The organism is Streptomyces sp. NPDC012637 (assembly GCF_042954805.1).
Taxonomy (GTDB): domain Bacteria; phylum Actinomycetota; class Actinomycetes; order Streptomycetales; family Streptomycetaceae; genus Streptomyces.
The window spans coordinates 198692-215049 of sequence record NZ_JBIBDS010000001.1 but is presented as its reverse complement, the minus strand read 5'-3'; the positions used below and the strand labels follow the sequence as shown (position 1 = coordinate 215049).

General features: G+C 72.8%; 18 protein-coding genes. 10 read left to right on the top strand and 8 right to left on the bottom strand.

What is annotated here, in order from left to right; translation table 11 throughout:
* Positions 1–220: 220 nt before the first annotated feature.
* Positions 221–2080, top strand: coding sequence for a CocE/NonD family hydrolase (locus ACFY8W_RS01045; RefSeq protein ID WP_391098563.1), 1860 nt, complete (start codon positions 221–223; stop codon positions 2078–2080).
* A 120-nt stretch (positions 2081–2200) separates the two neighbouring features.
* Here ACFY8W_RS01045 and ACFY8W_RS01040 read toward each other — a convergent pair whose 3' ends face one another.
* From ACFY8W_RS01040 to ACFY8W_RS01025, 4 genes are all read right to left on the bottom strand, one after another.
* Positions 2201–2785, bottom strand: a complete 585-nt coding sequence (locus ACFY8W_RS01040; RefSeq protein WP_391098561.1) for a nucleosidase — start codon at positions 2783–2785, stop codon at positions 2201–2203.
* Between the two features lie 330 nt (positions 2786–3115).
* Positions 3116–4573: a VWA domain-containing protein gene (locus ACFY8W_RS01035; protein ID WP_391098559.1), complete on the bottom strand. Its 1458-nt coding sequence runs from the start codon at positions 4571–4573 to the stop codon at positions 3116–3118.
* Positions 4570–5439, bottom strand: coding sequence for an AAA family ATPase (locus ACFY8W_RS01030; RefSeq protein WP_391098557.1), 870 nt, complete (start codon positions 5437–5439; stop codon positions 4570–4572). Before ACFY8W_RS01030 ends, ACFY8W_RS01035 begins: the two co-directional genes overlap by 4 nt.
* 84 nt (positions 5440–5523) lie before the next feature.
* Positions 5524–6048: an SMI1/KNR4 family protein gene (locus tag ACFY8W_RS01025; protein ID WP_391098555.1), complete on the bottom strand. Its 525-nt coding sequence runs from the start codon at positions 6046–6048 to the stop codon at positions 5524–5526.
* A 179-nt stretch (positions 6049–6227) separates the two neighbouring features.
* Between ACFY8W_RS01025 and ACFY8W_RS01020 the strand changes: the two genes are divergently transcribed.
* Both ACFY8W_RS01020 and ACFY8W_RS01015 read left to right on the top strand, forming a co-directional pair.
* Entirely contained in the window at positions 6228–7370 is a 1143-nt protein-coding gene (locus ACFY8W_RS01020) for a SpoIIE family protein phosphatase (protein WP_391098553.1), read from the top strand.
* A gap of 84 nt (positions 7371–7454) precedes the next feature.
* Entirely contained in the window at positions 7455–7832 is a 378-nt protein-coding gene (locus ACFY8W_RS01015; protein ID WP_391098551.1) for a luciferase family protein, read from the top strand.
* 22 nt (positions 7833–7854) lie between these two features.
* On the opposite strand, the gene ACFY8W_RS01010 is transcribed toward ACFY8W_RS01015, so the two are convergent.
* On the bottom strand, positions 7855–8343 hold the full coding sequence (locus ACFY8W_RS01010) for a hotdog fold thioesterase (RefSeq protein ID WP_391098549.1): 489 nt from the start codon (positions 8341–8343) through the stop codon (positions 7855–7857).
* 109 nt (positions 8344–8452) lie between these two features.
* Between ACFY8W_RS01010 and ACFY8W_RS01005 the strand changes: the two genes are divergently transcribed.
* Both ACFY8W_RS01005 and ACFY8W_RS01000 read left to right on the top strand, forming a co-directional pair.
* Positions 8453–8926 carry a winged helix-turn-helix transcriptional regulator gene (locus ACFY8W_RS01005; protein ID WP_391098546.1) on the top strand — a complete coding sequence of 158 codons (474 nt, stop codon included), beginning with the start codon at positions 8453–8455 and terminating at the stop codon, positions 8924–8926.
* A 75-nt stretch (positions 8927–9001) separates the two neighbouring features.
* On the top strand, positions 9002–9877 hold the full coding sequence (locus tag ACFY8W_RS01000) for a YhjD/YihY/BrkB family envelope integrity protein (protein ID WP_391098543.1): 876 nt from the start codon (positions 9002–9004) through the stop codon (positions 9875–9877).
* Between the two features lie 3 nt (positions 9878–9880).
* On the opposite strand, the gene ACFY8W_RS00995 is transcribed toward ACFY8W_RS01000, so the two are convergent.
* Positions 9881–10711, bottom strand: coding sequence for an ABC transporter permease subunit (locus ACFY8W_RS00995; protein ID WP_391098541.1), 831 nt, complete (start codon positions 10709–10711; stop codon positions 9881–9883).
* Entirely contained in the window at positions 10708–11622 is a 915-nt protein-coding gene (locus tag ACFY8W_RS00990) for an ATP-binding cassette domain-containing protein (RefSeq protein WP_391098538.1), read from the bottom strand. The genes ACFY8W_RS00995 and ACFY8W_RS00990 overlap by 4 nt, the downstream gene beginning before the upstream one ends.
* Positions 11623–11756: 134 nt before the next feature.
* On the opposite strand from ACFY8W_RS00990, the gene ACFY8W_RS00985 reads away from it, so the two are divergent.
* The 3 genes from ACFY8W_RS00985 (at position 11757) to ACFY8W_RS00975 (ending at position 14484) form a co-directional block, all read left to right on the top strand.
* Positions 11757–12977, top strand: a complete 1221-nt coding sequence (locus ACFY8W_RS00985) for a histidine kinase (protein ID WP_391098535.1) — start codon at positions 11757–11759, stop codon at positions 12975–12977.
* A 251-nt stretch (positions 12978–13228) separates the two neighbouring features.
* Positions 13229–13873, top strand: coding sequence for a response regulator (locus ACFY8W_RS00980; protein WP_391101636.1), 645 nt, complete (start codon positions 13229–13231; stop codon positions 13871–13873).
* A gap of 110 nt (positions 13874–13983) precedes the next feature.
* Positions 13984–14484 (top strand): NUDIX domain-containing protein, encoded by a 501-nt coding sequence (locus ACFY8W_RS00975; protein ID WP_391098533.1) that lies wholly within the window; start codon positions 13984–13986, stop codon positions 14482–14484.
* Between the two features lie 69 nt (positions 14485–14553).
* Here the strand turns inward: ACFY8W_RS00975 and ACFY8W_RS00970 are convergent, their stop codons facing one another.
* Positions 14554–15078, bottom strand: coding sequence for a hypothetical protein (locus tag ACFY8W_RS00970; RefSeq protein ID WP_391098530.1), 525 nt, complete (start codon positions 15076–15078; stop codon positions 14554–14556).
* Positions 15079–15278: 200 nt separating this feature from the next.
* On the opposite strand from ACFY8W_RS00970, the gene ACFY8W_RS00965 reads away from it, so the two are divergent.
* The gene (locus ACFY8W_RS00965) at positions 15279–15527 is read left to right on the top strand and encodes a hypothetical protein (RefSeq protein WP_391098528.1); all 249 of its coding nucleotides are present in this window, start codon (positions 15279–15281) and stop codon (positions 15525–15527) included.
* Positions 15528–15757: 230 nt separating this feature from the next.
* Complete coding sequence (locus ACFY8W_RS00960; protein ID WP_391098526.1) at positions 15758–16255, top strand: peptidylprolyl isomerase; 498 nt, start codon at positions 15758–15760, stop codon at positions 16253–16255.
* The last annotated feature ends 103 nt before the right edge of the window (positions 16256–16358 follow it).

Below are 16358 nucleotides of genomic sequence, written 5' to 3'. Positions count from 1 at the left end.
CGGGCCGGGTCCGCTTCAAACGTGTGAAACCGGGCAGCCGGTGTCGTCCCTGCCCCGGTTGGATGTCTCGCGCGCCCTTCCTGTGCTCTCTGGTGGCTCTGTCCGCAATGGGCCAGGCTTGCTGACCGTGCGCCGCCGTCCGCATTGCGGACACGCCGGGTCCCGGTGACCGGTGACCGGCGCACGGATCCGCCGGACCAGACGAGAGGAACGGGTGCACGTGCCCGAGGACAACACCTTCAGCTCGTTCATCAGCGAAGCCGTGACCGAGGCCGACGTCGCACGGGTCGCCGCCCGCGGCCCCTGGGCCGCCGACGGCACCCTCGACCCCGACGCCGCCAGGCTCGGCCAGACCCTGGCCGCCGCCCTGGAGGACGAGACCAGGACGGACCTGCTGCCCGACGAACTCGCCGAACTCGTCGGCCGGGTGCGCGGACTCGCCCTGCCCGGCTTCCCGCGCATCGAGACCGAGGACGGCATCCGGCTCTCCGCCTTCACCCTCCGACAGCTCGCGCCCGGCCCCCACCCGCTGGTCGTCATGCCGGCCGGCTGGCAGCCCCTGGGCTGGGCGCTGTTCATGTACGCCTACCTGACCCTGGCCGCCAAGGGCTACCACGTCGTCGCCTACACGCCCCGCGGCCTCGGCATCAACGGCCTGCCCTCCACCTCGCCCGGCCACATCGACGTCGCCGGGCCGCGAGACTGGGCGGACGGCTCGGCCGTCGTCGACTACGCGGTCGAGAACTTCGGCCCCAGCACGATCGGCTTCCTCGGCGAGTCCTACGGCTCCGGCATCAGCCAGCTGGTCGCCGCCCACGACGACCGGGTGCAGGCGGTCGTGGCCCTCAGCACCTGGGGCAACCTGGCCACCAGTCTGTACGACAACGGCGTGCGCCACGTCGAGGCCGTCAGGACCCTGCTGAGGGTCACCGGCGGCAAGGTCGAGGACAAGTTCGACGAGCCCACCCGCGCGATCCTGGAGAAGTTCCTGGCGGGCCGCGACATGGCGGAGGTGGTCAAGTGGGCCACCCGGCGCGCGCCCCAGTCGTACCTCGCCGAAACCAACGAGAAGGGCACGCCGACCTTCTTCTCCAACACCTGGCACGAGGGCCTGTTCGCGGTCAACCAGGTCCTGGAGACCTTCAACGCCCTGACCGTCCCCAAGCGGCTCAACATGTGGATCGGCGACCACGCCGTGCCCGAGGGGCGCGACCTCGTCGCGCCGGGCGCCGTCGGCATCCCGATGCGCGAGGCGTACCAGTGGCTCGACCACCACCTCAGGGGCGAGCGCAACGGCGTGGAGGAGTGGCCCGCCGTCAGCAACCAGGTCATGTTCACGTACACGACCGTGCCGGTACTCGACCCCGGGACCGGGCAGCCGACCGGTGAGAACGAGATCGTCGAACAGGCCCGGCGCGAACCCCACGCCGACTGGACCGAGGTCACCACCGGCACCGAGCTGCTGGCCCTGACGGGCGGTGGCGCGGGCGGCGCCGACGGCGGACTCGTCCCGGCCGACGCCCCGCGCGGCGACGACGGGGAGAGCGTCTGGGAGCGGGCGTTCATCGCGGGCGTGGACACGGAGGCCACCGCGATGGACAAGATCATGGAGACCGGCAGGGCGGAGTGGTCGGGCAACCCGAAGATCTACGACACCCGGAAGATCGACCGCACGCACGCCCTGGTGTGGACGACGGAACCGCTGACCGCACCGGCCGGGAGCACCGCCGGCCGCCGGGTGCGCGGCGTTCCCGAGCTGCGGCTGACCGTCCGGTCCACGGTCGGCGCGGCGACCCTGATCGCGCACCTCTTCGACCTCGCCGAGGACGGGACGGCCCGGATCATCACCCACGAGCCGCTGAACGTCGAGGACCTGACGCCCGGACAGGACCGCGAGGTCCGCTGGAAGCTGCAGGCCGCCGCGTACGACATCCCCGAAGGACACCGGCTGATGTTGGTGATCGACAGCAAGGACCCGCTGTACGGCGACGTCTCGGAAGAGGTGCCGGCGGTCTGGACGCAGACCACGGTCTCCGCGCCCGAGGGCAGCCCGGCGGTGCTGGAACTGCCGCTGGGCTGAGCGGCGGTACGGCCGAGGCGGCCCGGGCGGATCGCCCGGGCCGCCTCGTGTGCCCCGTCAGGAACGGCCGGACGGCCGCCGTCCCGGGGACCCGTGTCTCCGTGCCCGACGGGTGGCGCCTCAGGCGCGGTACGGGGTGTTGGCCTCGGCCCAGTCGGCCAGGGCCCTCGCGCACTCGGCGACCGACTCGCGCCAGCTGCGGGCCGCGCCCTCGCCCGCCTCGTCGCTCACGTGCTTCACCACCCGCAGCGGCACCCCGGCGCATCCGGCGGCCGTCGCGAGCGCGTAGCCCTCCATGTCCACCAGCGCGGCCCGCAGCGCGAGTCGCTCACGCGCAGCCTCGTCGGAGATGAAGGCGTCACCGGTCGCCAGCACCACGTCACCGCCTGCGGGCAGGGCGATCGGTTCCCCGTAGGTCTCGCCGGTGAGGGTGGCGAGCAGTTCGCCGTCGAGGTCGTGCTGGATGACCGTGCCGACGACATGGGTACCGGTGAAGCCGGTGCGCAGCGCGCCCGCCGTACCGAGGTTGACGACCTCGGAGGGACGCGTGCCGCGCGCCAGGACCGTGGCGAGCGCCGTCGCCGCGTTGACCTTGCCCATGCCGGTCAGCAGCACCGGGAGGTCGGTGTCGAGGTGCTGTGCCTCCTCCTTGACCGCGAGGACGAGCAGGGGACGGCCGGCCGTGATCTCACCGATGAGTTCCATGCGGGCCACGCTACCGCGTACGCATCGATCCGCCCTGCTCAGGCCCGGCGGGGCCGCACCGGCCGGGACGGGCCCCGCGCTCGCCCGGATGGCACCCTCGTCCGCCGGACGGGCCCGCTCGCTAGGACTGATCCGTGCTCGCCGGGACGGGATCCGTGCTCGCCCGGATGGCACCCGCGCTCGCCGGGACGGGCCCGCTCGCTAGGACGATCCGTGCTCGCCGGGATGGGATCCGCGCTCGCCGGGGTGGGACCTGTGCTCGGCGGGACGGGACCCCTGCCCGCCGGGATGGGACCCGTGCCCGTTTCCGCCCCGGCCCTCCGCTGTCTGTCAGACCGGGAGCAGCCGTCCTATGAGTTCGGCGAGCTGCCCCGCGTTGCGGCAGGGGCGCATGTCGACCAGCTCGGCGTAGGCGTGTGCGACGGAGTCGCCGGTGGACCAGAGGGCGGGCTGCTCCGGGTTGAGCCAGTACACCCGGCGGGCCCGGTCCGCGACGAGCTTCAGGGCCGCGAGGTTCGGGTCGCTGCGGTTGGTGCGGGCGTCGCCGAGCACGAAGACCACGGTGCGGGGGCCCAGGACGTCGAGGTAGCGCTCGGCGAACTCGCCGAGCGCCGTCCCGTAGTCGCTCTGGCCGTGCCAGCCGGTCAGCGTCGCCTCGGCGAGGATCCGCTCGCCCAGGCCGGCCGGGTCCGCGCGGCCCCTCGCCACCAGGTCCGTCACCTCGTCGACCCGGTTGACGAACGCGAACACCCGCACCCGGCTGAACTGGTCGTGCAACGCCTGCACCAGCAGCATCGTGAAGTGCGCGAAACCCGCCACCGAACCCGACACGTCGCACAGCAGCACCAGCTCCGGCCGTCCCGGGCGCCGTCGCCGCAGCACCGGCCGCACCGGCACGCCGCCGGTCGACAGCGACCGCCGCAGCGTGCGCCGCAGATCGATCCGGCCGCGCGCCGCCCGCCGCCGTCGCGCGGCGAGCCGGGTGGCGAGCTTCCGGGCGAGGGGCCGCACCGTACGCCTGAGCTCGTCCAGCTGGTCCCGGCCGGCAAGCAGGAAGTCGACCCGGTCCGGCGTGACCGCCACCGCCCGTCGGGCCACCCGGTCCCGGCCCTGCCGCAGCGCCACACGGCGGCGGGCCTCCGTCCGGACCCGTTCCCGGAAGTCCTCGATGCGCCGTCGGATCTCGTCGTCGGTCAGCCGGTCGGCGAACTCCGGCACGTCCTCGCCGGATCCGGTGTCGCCGCCCCGGTCCGCGCGCATCGCCCGGATCCGGGTCAGCAGCGTCTCGGGGCGGAGCCGGGAGAGGGTCTGGTACGAGGACCAGCCGTCCGAGCCCGGCGTCGCGCCGTACCCGCCGAGCGTGCCGACGGCCTCTCCGGCCAGCGCGTTCAGCGCCGCGTCGTCGCCCGCCGCGAGTGCGGCGGCCAGCCGGTCGCGCAGCCGGGCCAGTTCGGCGGCCGGATCGGCCGCGGCACCGTCGTCGCCTGGGGCTCCCGGCTCCTCGTCCTCGGCCCGTCCCTCGACGGCCGGGAAGTACAGGTCGAAGACGCGGTCGAACAGCCGGCGCTGTGCCGCACCGTGGAGCAGTGTCGCGGCGAGCGCCTCCCGCATCCGTTCCCGGTCGTCGAAGCCCACCGCCGCGAGGGCGAGTCCCGCGTCGACCGTCTCGCCCGTGCCGATGCCGAGGCCGTGTGCCCGCAGCGCCCGGACCAGGCCGGTCACCCGGTCGCCGGGGCCGGTCGGGCTGTCCGTGGCGGCCGTGGTGTCCGCTGAGTGAGCGGCGTTCACATCGCGTCCAGGTCGAGCTTCGCGGCCGCCTTCCGGATGTCCTCCTGGTGCTTGAGGATCACGCCCAGGCTGTCCCGTACGACGTCCTCGGAGAGCGTGTCCGCGCCCAGCGCGAGGAGGGTGCGCGCCCAGTCGACGGTCTCGGCCACCGAAGGCGCCTTTCGCAGGTCCATCGCGCGCAGGGCACCGACGACCCGCACGACCGAGGCGGTGAGTGCCTCGTCGATGCCCGGCACCTTGCCGCGGACGATCCGGCGCTCCAGCTCTTCCTCGGGGAAGTCGATGTGCAGGAAGAGGCACCGGCGGCGCAGCGCCTCGGAAAGCTCCCGGCTGGCGTTGGAGGTGAGGACGACGAAGGGCCGGCGGGTGGCGGTGACGGTGCCCAGTTCGGGCACGGTCACCTGGAAGTCGCAGAGGACCTCCAGGAGCAGCCCCTCGACCTCGACGTCGGCCTTGTCGGTCTCGTCGACGAGCAGCACGGTGGGCTCGTCGGAGCGGATGGCGGTGAGGAGCGGGCGCGACAGCAGGAACTCCTCGCCGAAGATGTCCGTGCGGGTCTCGTCCCAGCTCTCGTCGCGGCCCGCGGTGATCCGCAGCAGCTGCTTGGCGTGGTTCCACTCGTACAGGGCGCGGGCCTCGTCGACGCCTTCGTAGCACTGGAGCCTGACCAAGCGTGCTCCCGCGACCGTGGCGACCGCCTTGGCCAGCTCGGTCTTGCCCACTCCCGCTGGTCCCTCGACGAGCAGCGGTTTGCCCAACCGGTCGGCGAGGAAGACGGTGGTGGCGACGGCGGGAGAGGCCAGATAGCCCGTCGAGGCGAGGCGCTCGGTGACGTCGTCGACGGAGCTGAAGTACCCGGTCGTCATTGCTGTTCCCCCCGGCCCTGGGTTACTCACTGGTAGGGGCAGCCTACCGGTCGGTATGTCAGCCGGCACGGGTTGACGGCGCCCTCATCGGCACCAGGCGAGGATCTCCTCCTCGAAGTCGGGGAACTCCGCCGCGGCCGCCTCGAGGATCTCCGTCGCCGGCCGGCGCGAGGAGGTGCCCGCGTGCCGAGCGGCTATCGCGGAGAGCTCGGCACTCGGACGCGGCTCCCGGTCCTCGTACCCCATCACGTCGACCGGGCCGATGCCGTCGGCCAGCAGCCAGAGGAAGCCGGTCAGATCCTGGGAGAGCACCCGGATGTCGCCCTCGGAACCGAGGAACACCACGGGCTGCTCGACGAGCGGTCGGCCCGCGCGGACCCGCCAGAAGGCCACCTGACCGCCGGTGCCGTCCATGCCGAAGGGGCGGAAGGCGTCGCCGTCGAGCTCCTGGTTGCCCGTCCAGGCGCGGATCCAGTCCGTGGTGTCCTCGGCGCCGGGAAAGGCGGAGTACGGCTCGTAGTCGATGCCGTTGCCCTCGTCGTAGTCGAAGGCGATGCCGGCCACGGCGGAGAGGGCCTCGGGGAAGACGAAATCAGCGGTCTCGATCATGAGAGCACCGTAGTGTCCGCCACTGACAACGCCCCGCCCAGGCCGGGCCAGGGCCTCACCGTGGGTGACCCGGCGCTGGTCCGGGGGGTGCCGCGCGCGGGGCGGACGGCCCGCTGATGGAATGGAGGGACGTGAACAGGCGTGGAGGTGCGGTGTCCGGACGAGCGGGGGAGCGGTCCTTGCCGGAGGGGGAGTACGAGGCCGTCCTCGCCCGGCTCGACGCACTGGAGCACGCCACCGTCGAGATAGGCACCCGCCCCGAGGAACGGACCGTCTGCGTCGAACTCGCCGAGTTCCTGGTGCGCAGGGTCGCCGACGCCGCCGCCGTCGAACTCCACCCGCAGCAGCCGGACGACGGCGCCTCCGTCGCTGTCACCGCCGGGAAGGACGCCCTGCTCGACGACCTCCTCGACGGGCCCTCGGACCACGAGGAGCGCACCGGTGCCGTCCTGGCGCTGCCGCTGCGCACGTCGCAGGGCGAGGAGCTGGGCCGGGTCCGCGCGGCCCGGGCCGCCGGTGACTTCTCCGCACACGACACGGCCGTGGTCGCCCACGCGGCACGGCTCGCCGCCATCCACCTCGGGCACGCGCGCCGGCTGGCCGCCACCGAGGCCACCGCGCTGCACCTGCAGCGCGCCCTGGTCGCGGAGCCGGGCCGCCCGCACCCCAACCTGGAGATCGCAGGCCGCTATCTCCCCTCCGGTCCGCGCACCCTGGTCGGCGGCGACTGGTTCGAGACGGTACGGCTCCACTTCGGCCGCAGCCTCCTGGTCGTCGGCGACGTCATGGGCCACGGCCTGGACGCCGCCGTGGACATGAACGCCTACCGGAGCGCGCTGCGCGAGGTCGCCGCGACCGACCTGCCTCCGCACCGGGTCCTGCGCCAGCTGGACGCCGTCGTGGCCGAGGACGAGGGGCGGCGGCCGGCCACCTGCCTGCTGATCCAGGTCGACCCGGCGCGCTCGACCGCGACCTTCGCCAGCGCCGGGCACCTCCCGCCGGTCGTCTTCGCCGCCGACGGCTCGGCCGAACTCGTCGAGCTGCCCGTCGGCCCGCCGCTCGGCACCGGACTCGGCGGCTACGAACCGGCCGTCCGCACCCTCGCCCCGGCCGACACCCTGCTCCTCTTCACCGACGGCCTGGTCGAACGGCGCGGCGAGGACATCGACGTCTCGCTCGACCGGCTCGCCGCGCTGCGGCTGCCGCCGGGCTCCGGACCGGAGGAAGTGGTAGACGAGGTGCTGCGGCGACTCGACGCGCACACGGCCGAGGACGACGTCGCGGTGCTCGCCGCGCGACGCCGCGAACGTCCCACGGCGTGACGCGAGTCGACGGGTTTCACGCCTTGGCCGGATTGTTTCCGCAGGACGCTTGTGCCACCCCGTCCGGCGCGGCACGCTCCTCGTATGAACACAGCCAGGCACGCCAGTGAACGCCTGATGAGCTGGCCCTCGCTGATCGCCGACCGCGCGCCGTGCGGCGCCGAGCTCGGACTGCGCACCGCGACGCAGGAGATCGTGCACTTCCACGGCGAGCACGAAGCCGATGTCCATCTCACCCGCGCCATGATCGCCCGGCTGCGGCCGGCCCTCCTCGGATCGAGCGCGCTGCGACTGCGCGCCGGATCCGGCTGGGTGACGGTCCGTCTGGACGCGGGCTCGGACATCGACCTGCTCGCCACTCTGGTCAGTGCCGCGCTCCAGGCCACCGGCGCCCCGTATCCCGCCGACGACCTCGCTCCCGACCACTGCACCCGCACCGGACACCCGTTCATCTGCTCCTGACCCGGTCCCTGCCGGGTGTGGCTCAGGGCATGGGGAACAGCATGCACGTGCTGGTCGCGTGCCCGAGCAGCCGGTCCTGATCGTCGTAAAGCCCCGCCTCCGCCAGGGCCGTTCGGCGGCCCTGGCTCAGCACCGTGCCGATCGCGCGCACCTTCCCGGTCTCCCGCGTGATCGGCCGCAGGAAGCGGGTCGACAGGTCGAGCGAGGTGTACGCCATGCCCTGCGGCAGCGTGGAGTGCACCGCGCAGCCCGCCGCCGAGTCGAGCAGCGTCGCGTAGACCCCTCCGTGCACGCTTCCGATCGGGTTGTAGTGCTCCTCGCCCGGCTCGAAGGAGAAGACCGCCCGGCCGTGCTCGACCTCCTCCAGGGCGAAGCCGAGCAGCGCCCCGAGCGGCGCGCCAGGGAGGCGGCCCTCGGCGATCTCGCGGAGGAAGTCCAGACCCGCCATCGTGCCCGCGGCGGCAGCGGTGGCCGCCGCGTCCTGCCAGCGCACCGTTCGTGTCCGCTCCATCACTCTTCCCTCCGCCGGGGCGCGCGCCCGCCTTCTGACTTCGAAGATCGAAGCTAGATGTTCGGTCGGCTGACTGTCAACGTCACAGTCAGCTCGTTAGAGTGTGACGATGGAGTGGCTGGAGATCGACACCGAGAACTGCCCGGTCCGCCGCGCGCTGGACCTGGTGGGCGAGAAGTGGTCCCTGCTGATCCTTCGGGACGCCTTCAACGGAGTGCGCCGCTACGACGACTTCCGCCGCCACCTCGGCCTCTCCGAAGCGGTCCTCGCCGACCGGCTCCGCAAACTCGTCGCCGCCGACATCCTGCGCGTCGAGCCCTACCGCGAACCCGGCGCCCGCACCCGCTCCCAGTACCGCCTCACCTCCAAAGGCCGCGACCTGTGGCCCGTCCTGCTCGCCCTCAAGCAGTGGGGCGACACCCACGCCGGCGACCCGGCCGGCACCCCGCTCGACATCCGCCACTCCGACTGCGACGCGCCCGTACGCGTCGAGGTCGTCTGCACCGGCGAGGAACACAAGACGCTCACCCCCTTCGACGTCACCGTCCGGCCCGGCCCCGCCGCCCGCCCGGTCCAGCACTGAACCTCCGCGGCCCGCTGCACCCGTTCGGCCGCATCCCGGACGGGTTCCGCCGGCCGACGGGGTACTCGACGAGGCATGCCCCCCACTTCCGGTGCGCCGCGTGACGGTGCCCCCGCCGAGCACGGCCACTGGTTCCACCGACTCCACGTACGCGTCGTCGCGTCACCGGTCGGTCTCATCTGGAACCGCGGCCGCGAGGTGGAACTCATGCACCGCGCCATGGGGTTCGCCGCGCTCAGCCTCCTCACCCTCGTCCCCCTCCTCATCGTGGTCGCCGCCGCCGATCTCGCCAGCGGACAGGGCTTCGCCCGTTGGCTCATCCAGGGCCTCGGCGTCTCCGAGGTCTCCCAGGAGGAGGTCGAACGGCTCTTCGGCCAGCCGGGACAGGCCCTCCAGCGCACCACCGCCTTCGGCCTCGCGGCCCTCGCCGCGTTCGGCGTGACCTTCGGATCGGCCGTCCAGACCGGTTACGAACGCGTCTGGGACCTGCCCACCGCTCGCTGGCACACCATGTGGCGCCATGTCGTCTGGCTCGCCGTCCTCGTCGCGGCGCTCCTCCTCTTCGTCGCCGGCCCGGTCCCCGAACACGCCTCGGCCGCCGTCACCACCCTCGTCGCCCTCGGCGACATCACCGGCACCTTCCTCTTCTTCTGGTGGTCGCAGCGCTTCCTGCTCTGCGGCCGCATCCGCTGGCGCGCCCTCGTCCCCGGAGCCGTCCTGACCGCCCTCGGCCTGCTCGGCCTGCGCGTCTTCTCCCAACTGGTCTTCTCGCCCCTCATCGCCTCCAACGCCGTCACCTACGGCCAGTTCGGCACGGTCCTCGTCCTGCAGTCCTGGCTCGTCGGCGTCGGCTTCGTCGTGTACGGAGGCGCCCTCGTCGGACGCCTCGTGCACGAACGGCTCGTCGAACGCCGACTGCACCGCGAACCCCCGGCCCCTGACACCCGCTGACCGTCACTGGTCCCGGCGCCGCACCGCGAGCACCGTGACCAGCGCGGCGCCCAGCGCCCACGCCCCGTACACCAGCCACGCCCCGCCGGTCGTCCACGGGAACGGAGCCGGCCAGTCCCCGGTCTGTATCAGCCGCTCCCACGCCGGCTGCAACTGCACATGGGCCAGCACCGCCGACCAGTACCGCTTCTCGCTGGTCACGGCCGGCAGCAGCAGAAGCACCACCACGCTCGCCACGATCGCCGCCGGGCCACTGCGCAGCACCGTCCCGAAGGCCATGCCCACCAGCCCGCTCACCGGCGCCAGCAGCGCCGACGCGACCACGATCCGCAACGCCCCGGGATGGGTGATCGGCAGCCCGGCGCCGTGTACGGAAAGGATGGCCTGCGTCGCCCAGAACGACACCGTCGCGACCACCGCGCCGAAGCCGGCGAGCACCAGCGCCGTCACCAGCACCTTCGCGGTCATCACCGACCGACGGGCCGGCACGGCGGCGAACGTCGTGCGAATCGAGCCGCTGCTGTACTCGCCGGCGATCGCCATGGCCCCGATCCCGGCGGCCGCCAGCATCATCACCAGCACCGCGTTCCCGTTGAACGCGTCCCACAGCGCCATCCCGTCGCGGACGAACGCGACACGGCTCCCTTCGTCGTACGCGTTCCAGTACCGGTAGTGGTCCCAGGCCTGGCCGGCGTTGAACCCGATCACGGACAGCGCGGCGACCAGCAGCGACCAGCCGGTCGAACGCAGCGACCACAGCTTCCACCACTCCGCCGACACCAGGTCGAGGAAGCGGGCGCGAGGTTCGGTCACAGGTAGGGCGAGGGCGGTCATCGGGCATCTCCCGCGAGGTATTCGACGCTGTCGGCGGTCAGTTCCATGAACGCCTCCTCCAAGGAGGCGGTCCGGGTGGTCAGCTGATGCAACGGCACCCGGTGTTCCAGGGCGAGGTCGCCGATCCGGCCGGCCGTCAGCCCCGTCACCGTGAGCAACCCTCCGGCCTCCTCCTCGTCGACCTCGGCACCCTCGGCGATCAACAGCCGGGCGAGCTCACCGGCAGCCGGCGTGCCGACCGTGACGCTCAGGCGGGCGCCTCGCGCCGCGAAGTCCCGCAGGCTCTCCGCCGCGATCAGCTCGCCCCGGCCCACCACCACCAGCTCGTCCGCCGTGTGCTCCATCTCGCTCATCAGGTGGCTGGAGACGAAGACCGTGCGGCCCTCGGCCGCGAGCCGCCGGAACAGGCCCCGCACCCACTTCACGCCCTCCGGGTCCAGCCCGTTGAGCGGCTCGTCGAAGAGCAGCACCGGCGGATCGCCGAGCAGCGCCGCCGCGATTCCCAGCCGCTGCCGCATGCCCAGCGAATAGCCGCCGATGCGGCGCCGGGCCGCGTCCGAGAGACCCACCTCCTCCAGGACCGCGTCGACCCGCGCGAGCGGTATCCGGTTGCCGCGGGCGAGCACGCGGAGATGCGCCCGGGCCGTCCGGCCGCCGTGCACGTCCCCCGCGTCGAGCAGCGCGCCGACGTGCCGCAGACCGCGCGGCCGGTCGCGGAACGGGCAACCGCCGACCGTCACCGAACCGCTGGTCGGGGCATGCAGGCCCAGGATCATGCGCAGCGTCGTGCTCTTGCCCGCGCCGTTGGGCCCGAGAAAGCCCGTCACGCGGCCCGGGCGGACCGTGAAACTGAGCGAGTTGACTGCGGTGGTCGCGCCGTAGCGCTTCGTGAGCTCCCTGACTTCGATCATGGCTCAACCGTGCCGCTCCGACCCCGCGGCCCACATCTGACCAGGGACGACAATCCCACCCACCCGTTGTCACCCCAGGGTGTACTCCCCAGGGCCAATGTGCTCGCCCGGTCCGCCCGTTTACGATCACCCGCATGCCCGCCACCATGCCTCCGTCGCCGCTCGGAAAACTGCCCCCGGGCGGCTGGGCGGCCCTCGCCTGGGCCGCGGGCCTCGTCTTCACGCTGCTCCTGCGCGTCCGGTTGCCTGGACAGCAGTCCGCCGACGTCCCGGCCGGTGTGCTCATCTCCCGCTGGGACGGCATCACCGCCCTCACCCTGGCCACCCTGCTCGCACTGGGCGGCTGCGCCCTGCTCGTCAAGCGCCCGCTGACCGCGCTCGGCCTGCTGCTCCTGGCCGCCACGACCGCGTCCTTCCCGCTCGGCGTGGGCGAGATCCCGCTCGCCCAGTTCCTCGCCGTCGACGTGGCCCTCTACGCCGTCACCGCGGCCCGCCCACGGCCCGCCGGCACCGTCGCCCTGCTCCTCTCCCTCGGCACGCTCGCCGGCTACCTCACCACCCGGCTGGCGTTCGGCTGGTCCGTCGGCACCACCGCCGAACTCGCCGTCGCCCTCACCGCCGTCATCGCCTGGCTCCTCGGCCGCTCCACCCACCAGGCCCGCGCCCACGCCGAACAGGCCAGGACCCGCGGGGCGGAACAGGCGGTGGTCGCCGAACGGCTGCGGATCGCCCGCGAGATGCACGACATGGTCGCCCACAGCATCGGCATCGTCGCCCTCCAGGCCGGCGCCGCCCGACGGGTCATCGACACCCAGCCCGACCGCGCGCGGGACGCCCTGGCCGAGGTCGAGAAGGCCAGCCGCGAGACCCTCGCCGGACTGCGCCGGATGCTCGGCGCGCTGCGCCGCGCCGACTCCGCCGCCGACGGACGGGCCGCGCACCTGCCCGAGATGCCGGGCCTCGCCGACCTCGGACGGCTCGCCGGGGCCACCACCGCCGCCGGGGTCCGCGTCGACGTGCGCACGGTGGGCGAACCGCGGCCGCTGCCGCCGGAGATAGAGCTCTCCGCCTTCCGGATCGTCCAGGAGGCGGTCACCAACGTCGTCCGGCACGCGGAGGCCCCGTCCTGCCAGGTCACCGTCTTCCACGGGGCCGGAGTCCTCACCCTCACCGTGGAGGACGCCGGCCGTGGTCCCCGGCCCGACCGGCTCTCTCCGGGGTCGAGCTTCGGCCTCGCGGGCATGCGCGAGCGCGTCGCGCTGCTGCACGGAGAGTTCACCGCGGGACCTCGCCCCGGCGGCGGTTTCCGCGTCCACGCCCGCCTGCCCGTACCGTCCGGAGCGAATCTCTCATGACCGATGCCGAAACGACCGCCACGATCGAAACGCCCGCCGCGACCGACCCGATCGGAACGCCCGCCGCGACCGACCCGATCGGAACGCCCGCCGCGCCCGAAACGGCCCCCGGCAGCGCCGCGCCCGAAACGGCCCCCGGCAGCGCCACGACCGAAACGGCCTCCGGCAGTGCGGCGGCCGAGGCCGGCGCTGTCGCTCCCGTCCGTGTGGTGCTCGCCGACGACCAGCCGCTCGTGCGTACCGCCCTGCAGATGGTGATGGCGGACGCTCCCGACCTGGAGGTCGTCGGTGAGGCGGGCGACGGCGCCGAGGCGGTCAGACTCGCCGAGGAGACCGGTGCCGACGTCGTCGTCATGGACCTCCGCATGCCCGGTGTGGACGGCATCGAGGCCACCCGCCGGCTGACCTCCGGCGGCGGACCCACCCGGGTCCTCGTCCTCACGACCTTCGACGACGACGATCACGTCTACGGGGCGCTGCGTGCCGGGGCGTCCGGCTTCCTCGTGAAGGACATGGGCCTCGACGACATCCTCGCTGCGGTCCGCGTGGTCGCCTCCGGCGACGGCCTGATCGCCCCGAGCGTCACCGGCCGCCTGATCAAGGAATTCGCCGAGCGTCCGGCCGGCGCCGGCGCGCCGGGCGGATCCTCGGCCCCGTCCCGCGGCCGGCCGGCCGGGCGGGCCGACCGGCTCACCGGTCGCGTCACCGAGCGCGAGCGGGAGGTCCTCACCCTGGTAGGCCGCGGTCTGTCGAACACCGAGATCGCCGCCGAGCTGCACATCACGGTCGCCACGGCGAAGACCTACGTGACCCGGCTGCTCGCCAAGCTGGACGCCCGCGACCGGGTGCAGCTCGTCATCCTCGCGTACGAGGAGGGCCTGGTGTCGACGTCCTGAACCGCAGCGATCACCCGATCCGGTGACGCCCGTGTGCGGGGCCCGTCAGGGCCGGTCCGACCGCTTGGATGGGTGGTGATCGTTTCGCCCTCGACGAGAGAGAGCCGCCCATGACCCACGCCTGGCTGCCGCCCGCCGAGTACATCGCGACGCTGCCGAGAGCGACCGCGTACGCCTGCCTCTACTTCACGGACACGCGCGGGCGCCCGTTCCAACTCCTCGCCACCCAGGCGTCCGAGCACTGGCAGTGGCCCGGCGGGAACATGGACCCGGGAGAGACCCCGTGGGAGACGGCTCTGAGGGAGTGCCGCGAGGAGACGGGCCTGGTGTTCGCCGGCGAACCGCGGCTCCTCGGCACCCACTTCACCTCCGACCGCGGCGAGGACTGGCCTGCCAATCACATCGGCTTCATCTTCGACGGCGGCGAGCTGACCGACGAGCAGATCGCCGCCGTCGTCCTCGACCCGGAGGAGCACAGCGACTACCAGGTCCGCTCGCTCGCCGAGTGGGAGCGGGAGATGACCCCGCGGAACTTCCGGCGGCTCGCCGCGATCGACCGGGCCCGCCGGACGGGCGAGACCGTCTACCTGGAGACGGCGGACGGTTCCTGACCCCCGCCTCCGATCCGACGAGGGCGGTGGCCGGTCGAGAACCGGCCACCGCCCCGTGGGGGTCGCGGCTCAGCCGCGGCACAGGGGGGCCGGGTGGGCGACATCGAGCACGAAGCGCTCGGGGGAGTGCAGGACGAAGGTCTTGTAGAAGGGTTTGACGTGGAAGGCGGCTCCGACGGTGACCACGCCCTCGAAGTCACCGGTCAGGGCGACACCCTTGAGGGCGGGAAGATGGATCTTGACCAGCCGGGGTCCCTTGTAGACGGACTGGCCGGAATCGTTGTGGGCGGCGGCGGGCGAGAGCTTGATCTCCAGGAAGTACTTCCCGGCGAGCGGCACCTTCTGGCCCGAGCCGTCGTAGCGCAGCACCTTCACCGGAGTGACGCTCACGGGAGGCATCGTGCCCCGGACGTCGATGACCAGCCGGTCGAAGGTGGGGTGGCCGCCCCAGCGGACGTTCACGACCTGGGCCATGGCCGGCGGGGCCGTGGTGCGGGTCGGGGTGGCCGTGGCACCTGCGGGGATCGTGGCGCCGATCCCGGCGGTGAGGAGGATGCCCGCGGCAGCGGTCGCGAGGCTCTGACGGTGAAGCATGGCGTCCCCCGGGTTCCTCGTGCGATGGGGACAGTGGTGTCACTGGGGAAGACATTCGCCACGAAGGGATGGTTCCGTCGAAATGGCGAAATTTACTCCTGTCATGCAGTATGCGCCCCGCCGGACCGGCGGACGAGGGCGTCCGGAATCGGTGCAGTCGACACCCGTAACCTCGACGGCCCCCGGCAGTTGACCAGGTCATGAAGAAGCGCAGCATGCTCGCCATCGCCTCCCTCGCCGCAGGCGTCGTCACCGCCCTCGTCACCCCGCCCCCGAACGCCTCCGCCGCGGAGCCCGGCGGCGCGGCCGGCGGTGTCACCGGTCTGCTCCAGGAGGACCAGGGCGTCGGTGCCCTTCTGGGCGACACCGTCGAGGGTGCCGGCGACGGCCTCCAGGCTCCTCAGGCTCCTCAGGCCCCCGAGGCGCCCGCGGCCGGCGGTCTCCTCTGAACCAGGTACGCCAGGTACTCCACGTACGCCCGGTGCCCCACGAACACCGCGGAACCGCGAAACCCACCTAGATCGCGGATCCGCCGGACGCTCCCGTGCCCCGTATCGCCCTCGAAGGCGGTGCGGGGCACGTTCGTGTGGGCGGCTCCCGCCTGTCCTCGTCCGGCGCCGACACCCGAGAGGGGCAGGCCCGTGCGCGCGCAGTGGCTGGGGAATGACAGGATGTCCCCATGAGCAACAACGTTTTCTTCGACATCACCATCAACGGCGAGCCGGCCGGCCGCATCGTCTTCGAGCTCTTCGACGACGTGGTCCCGAAGACCGCCCGCAACTTCCGTGAGCTGGCCACCGGCCAGAACGGCTTCGGCTACGCCGGCTCCCCGTTCCACCGCGTCATTCCGCAGTTCATGCTCCAGGGTGGCGACTTCACCAACGAGAACGGCACCGGCGGCAAGAGCATCTACGGCGAGAAGTTCGCCGACGAGAACTTCGACCTCAAGCACGACCGCCCGTTCCTGCTCTCGATGGCGAACGCGGGCAAGAACACCAACGGCTCGCAGTTCTTCATCACCACCATCGTCACCGACTGGCTGGACGGCAAGCACGTCGTCTTCGGCGAGGTCGTCGAGGGCCAGGACGTCGTCAAGAAGGTCGAGGCCCTGGGCTCTCCCTCCGGCCGCACCAAGGCCGAGGTCCGAGTCGCCAAGTCCGGCGTCGTCGAGGCCTGATCCTCCCCGGACCGGTACCCACGGCACCGGCCCGACCGCACGGCCGCGCCGGCCGTCGACCACCGCCCCCGCGCCGCATCCGGCCCGGGGGCGGTCGCACGAC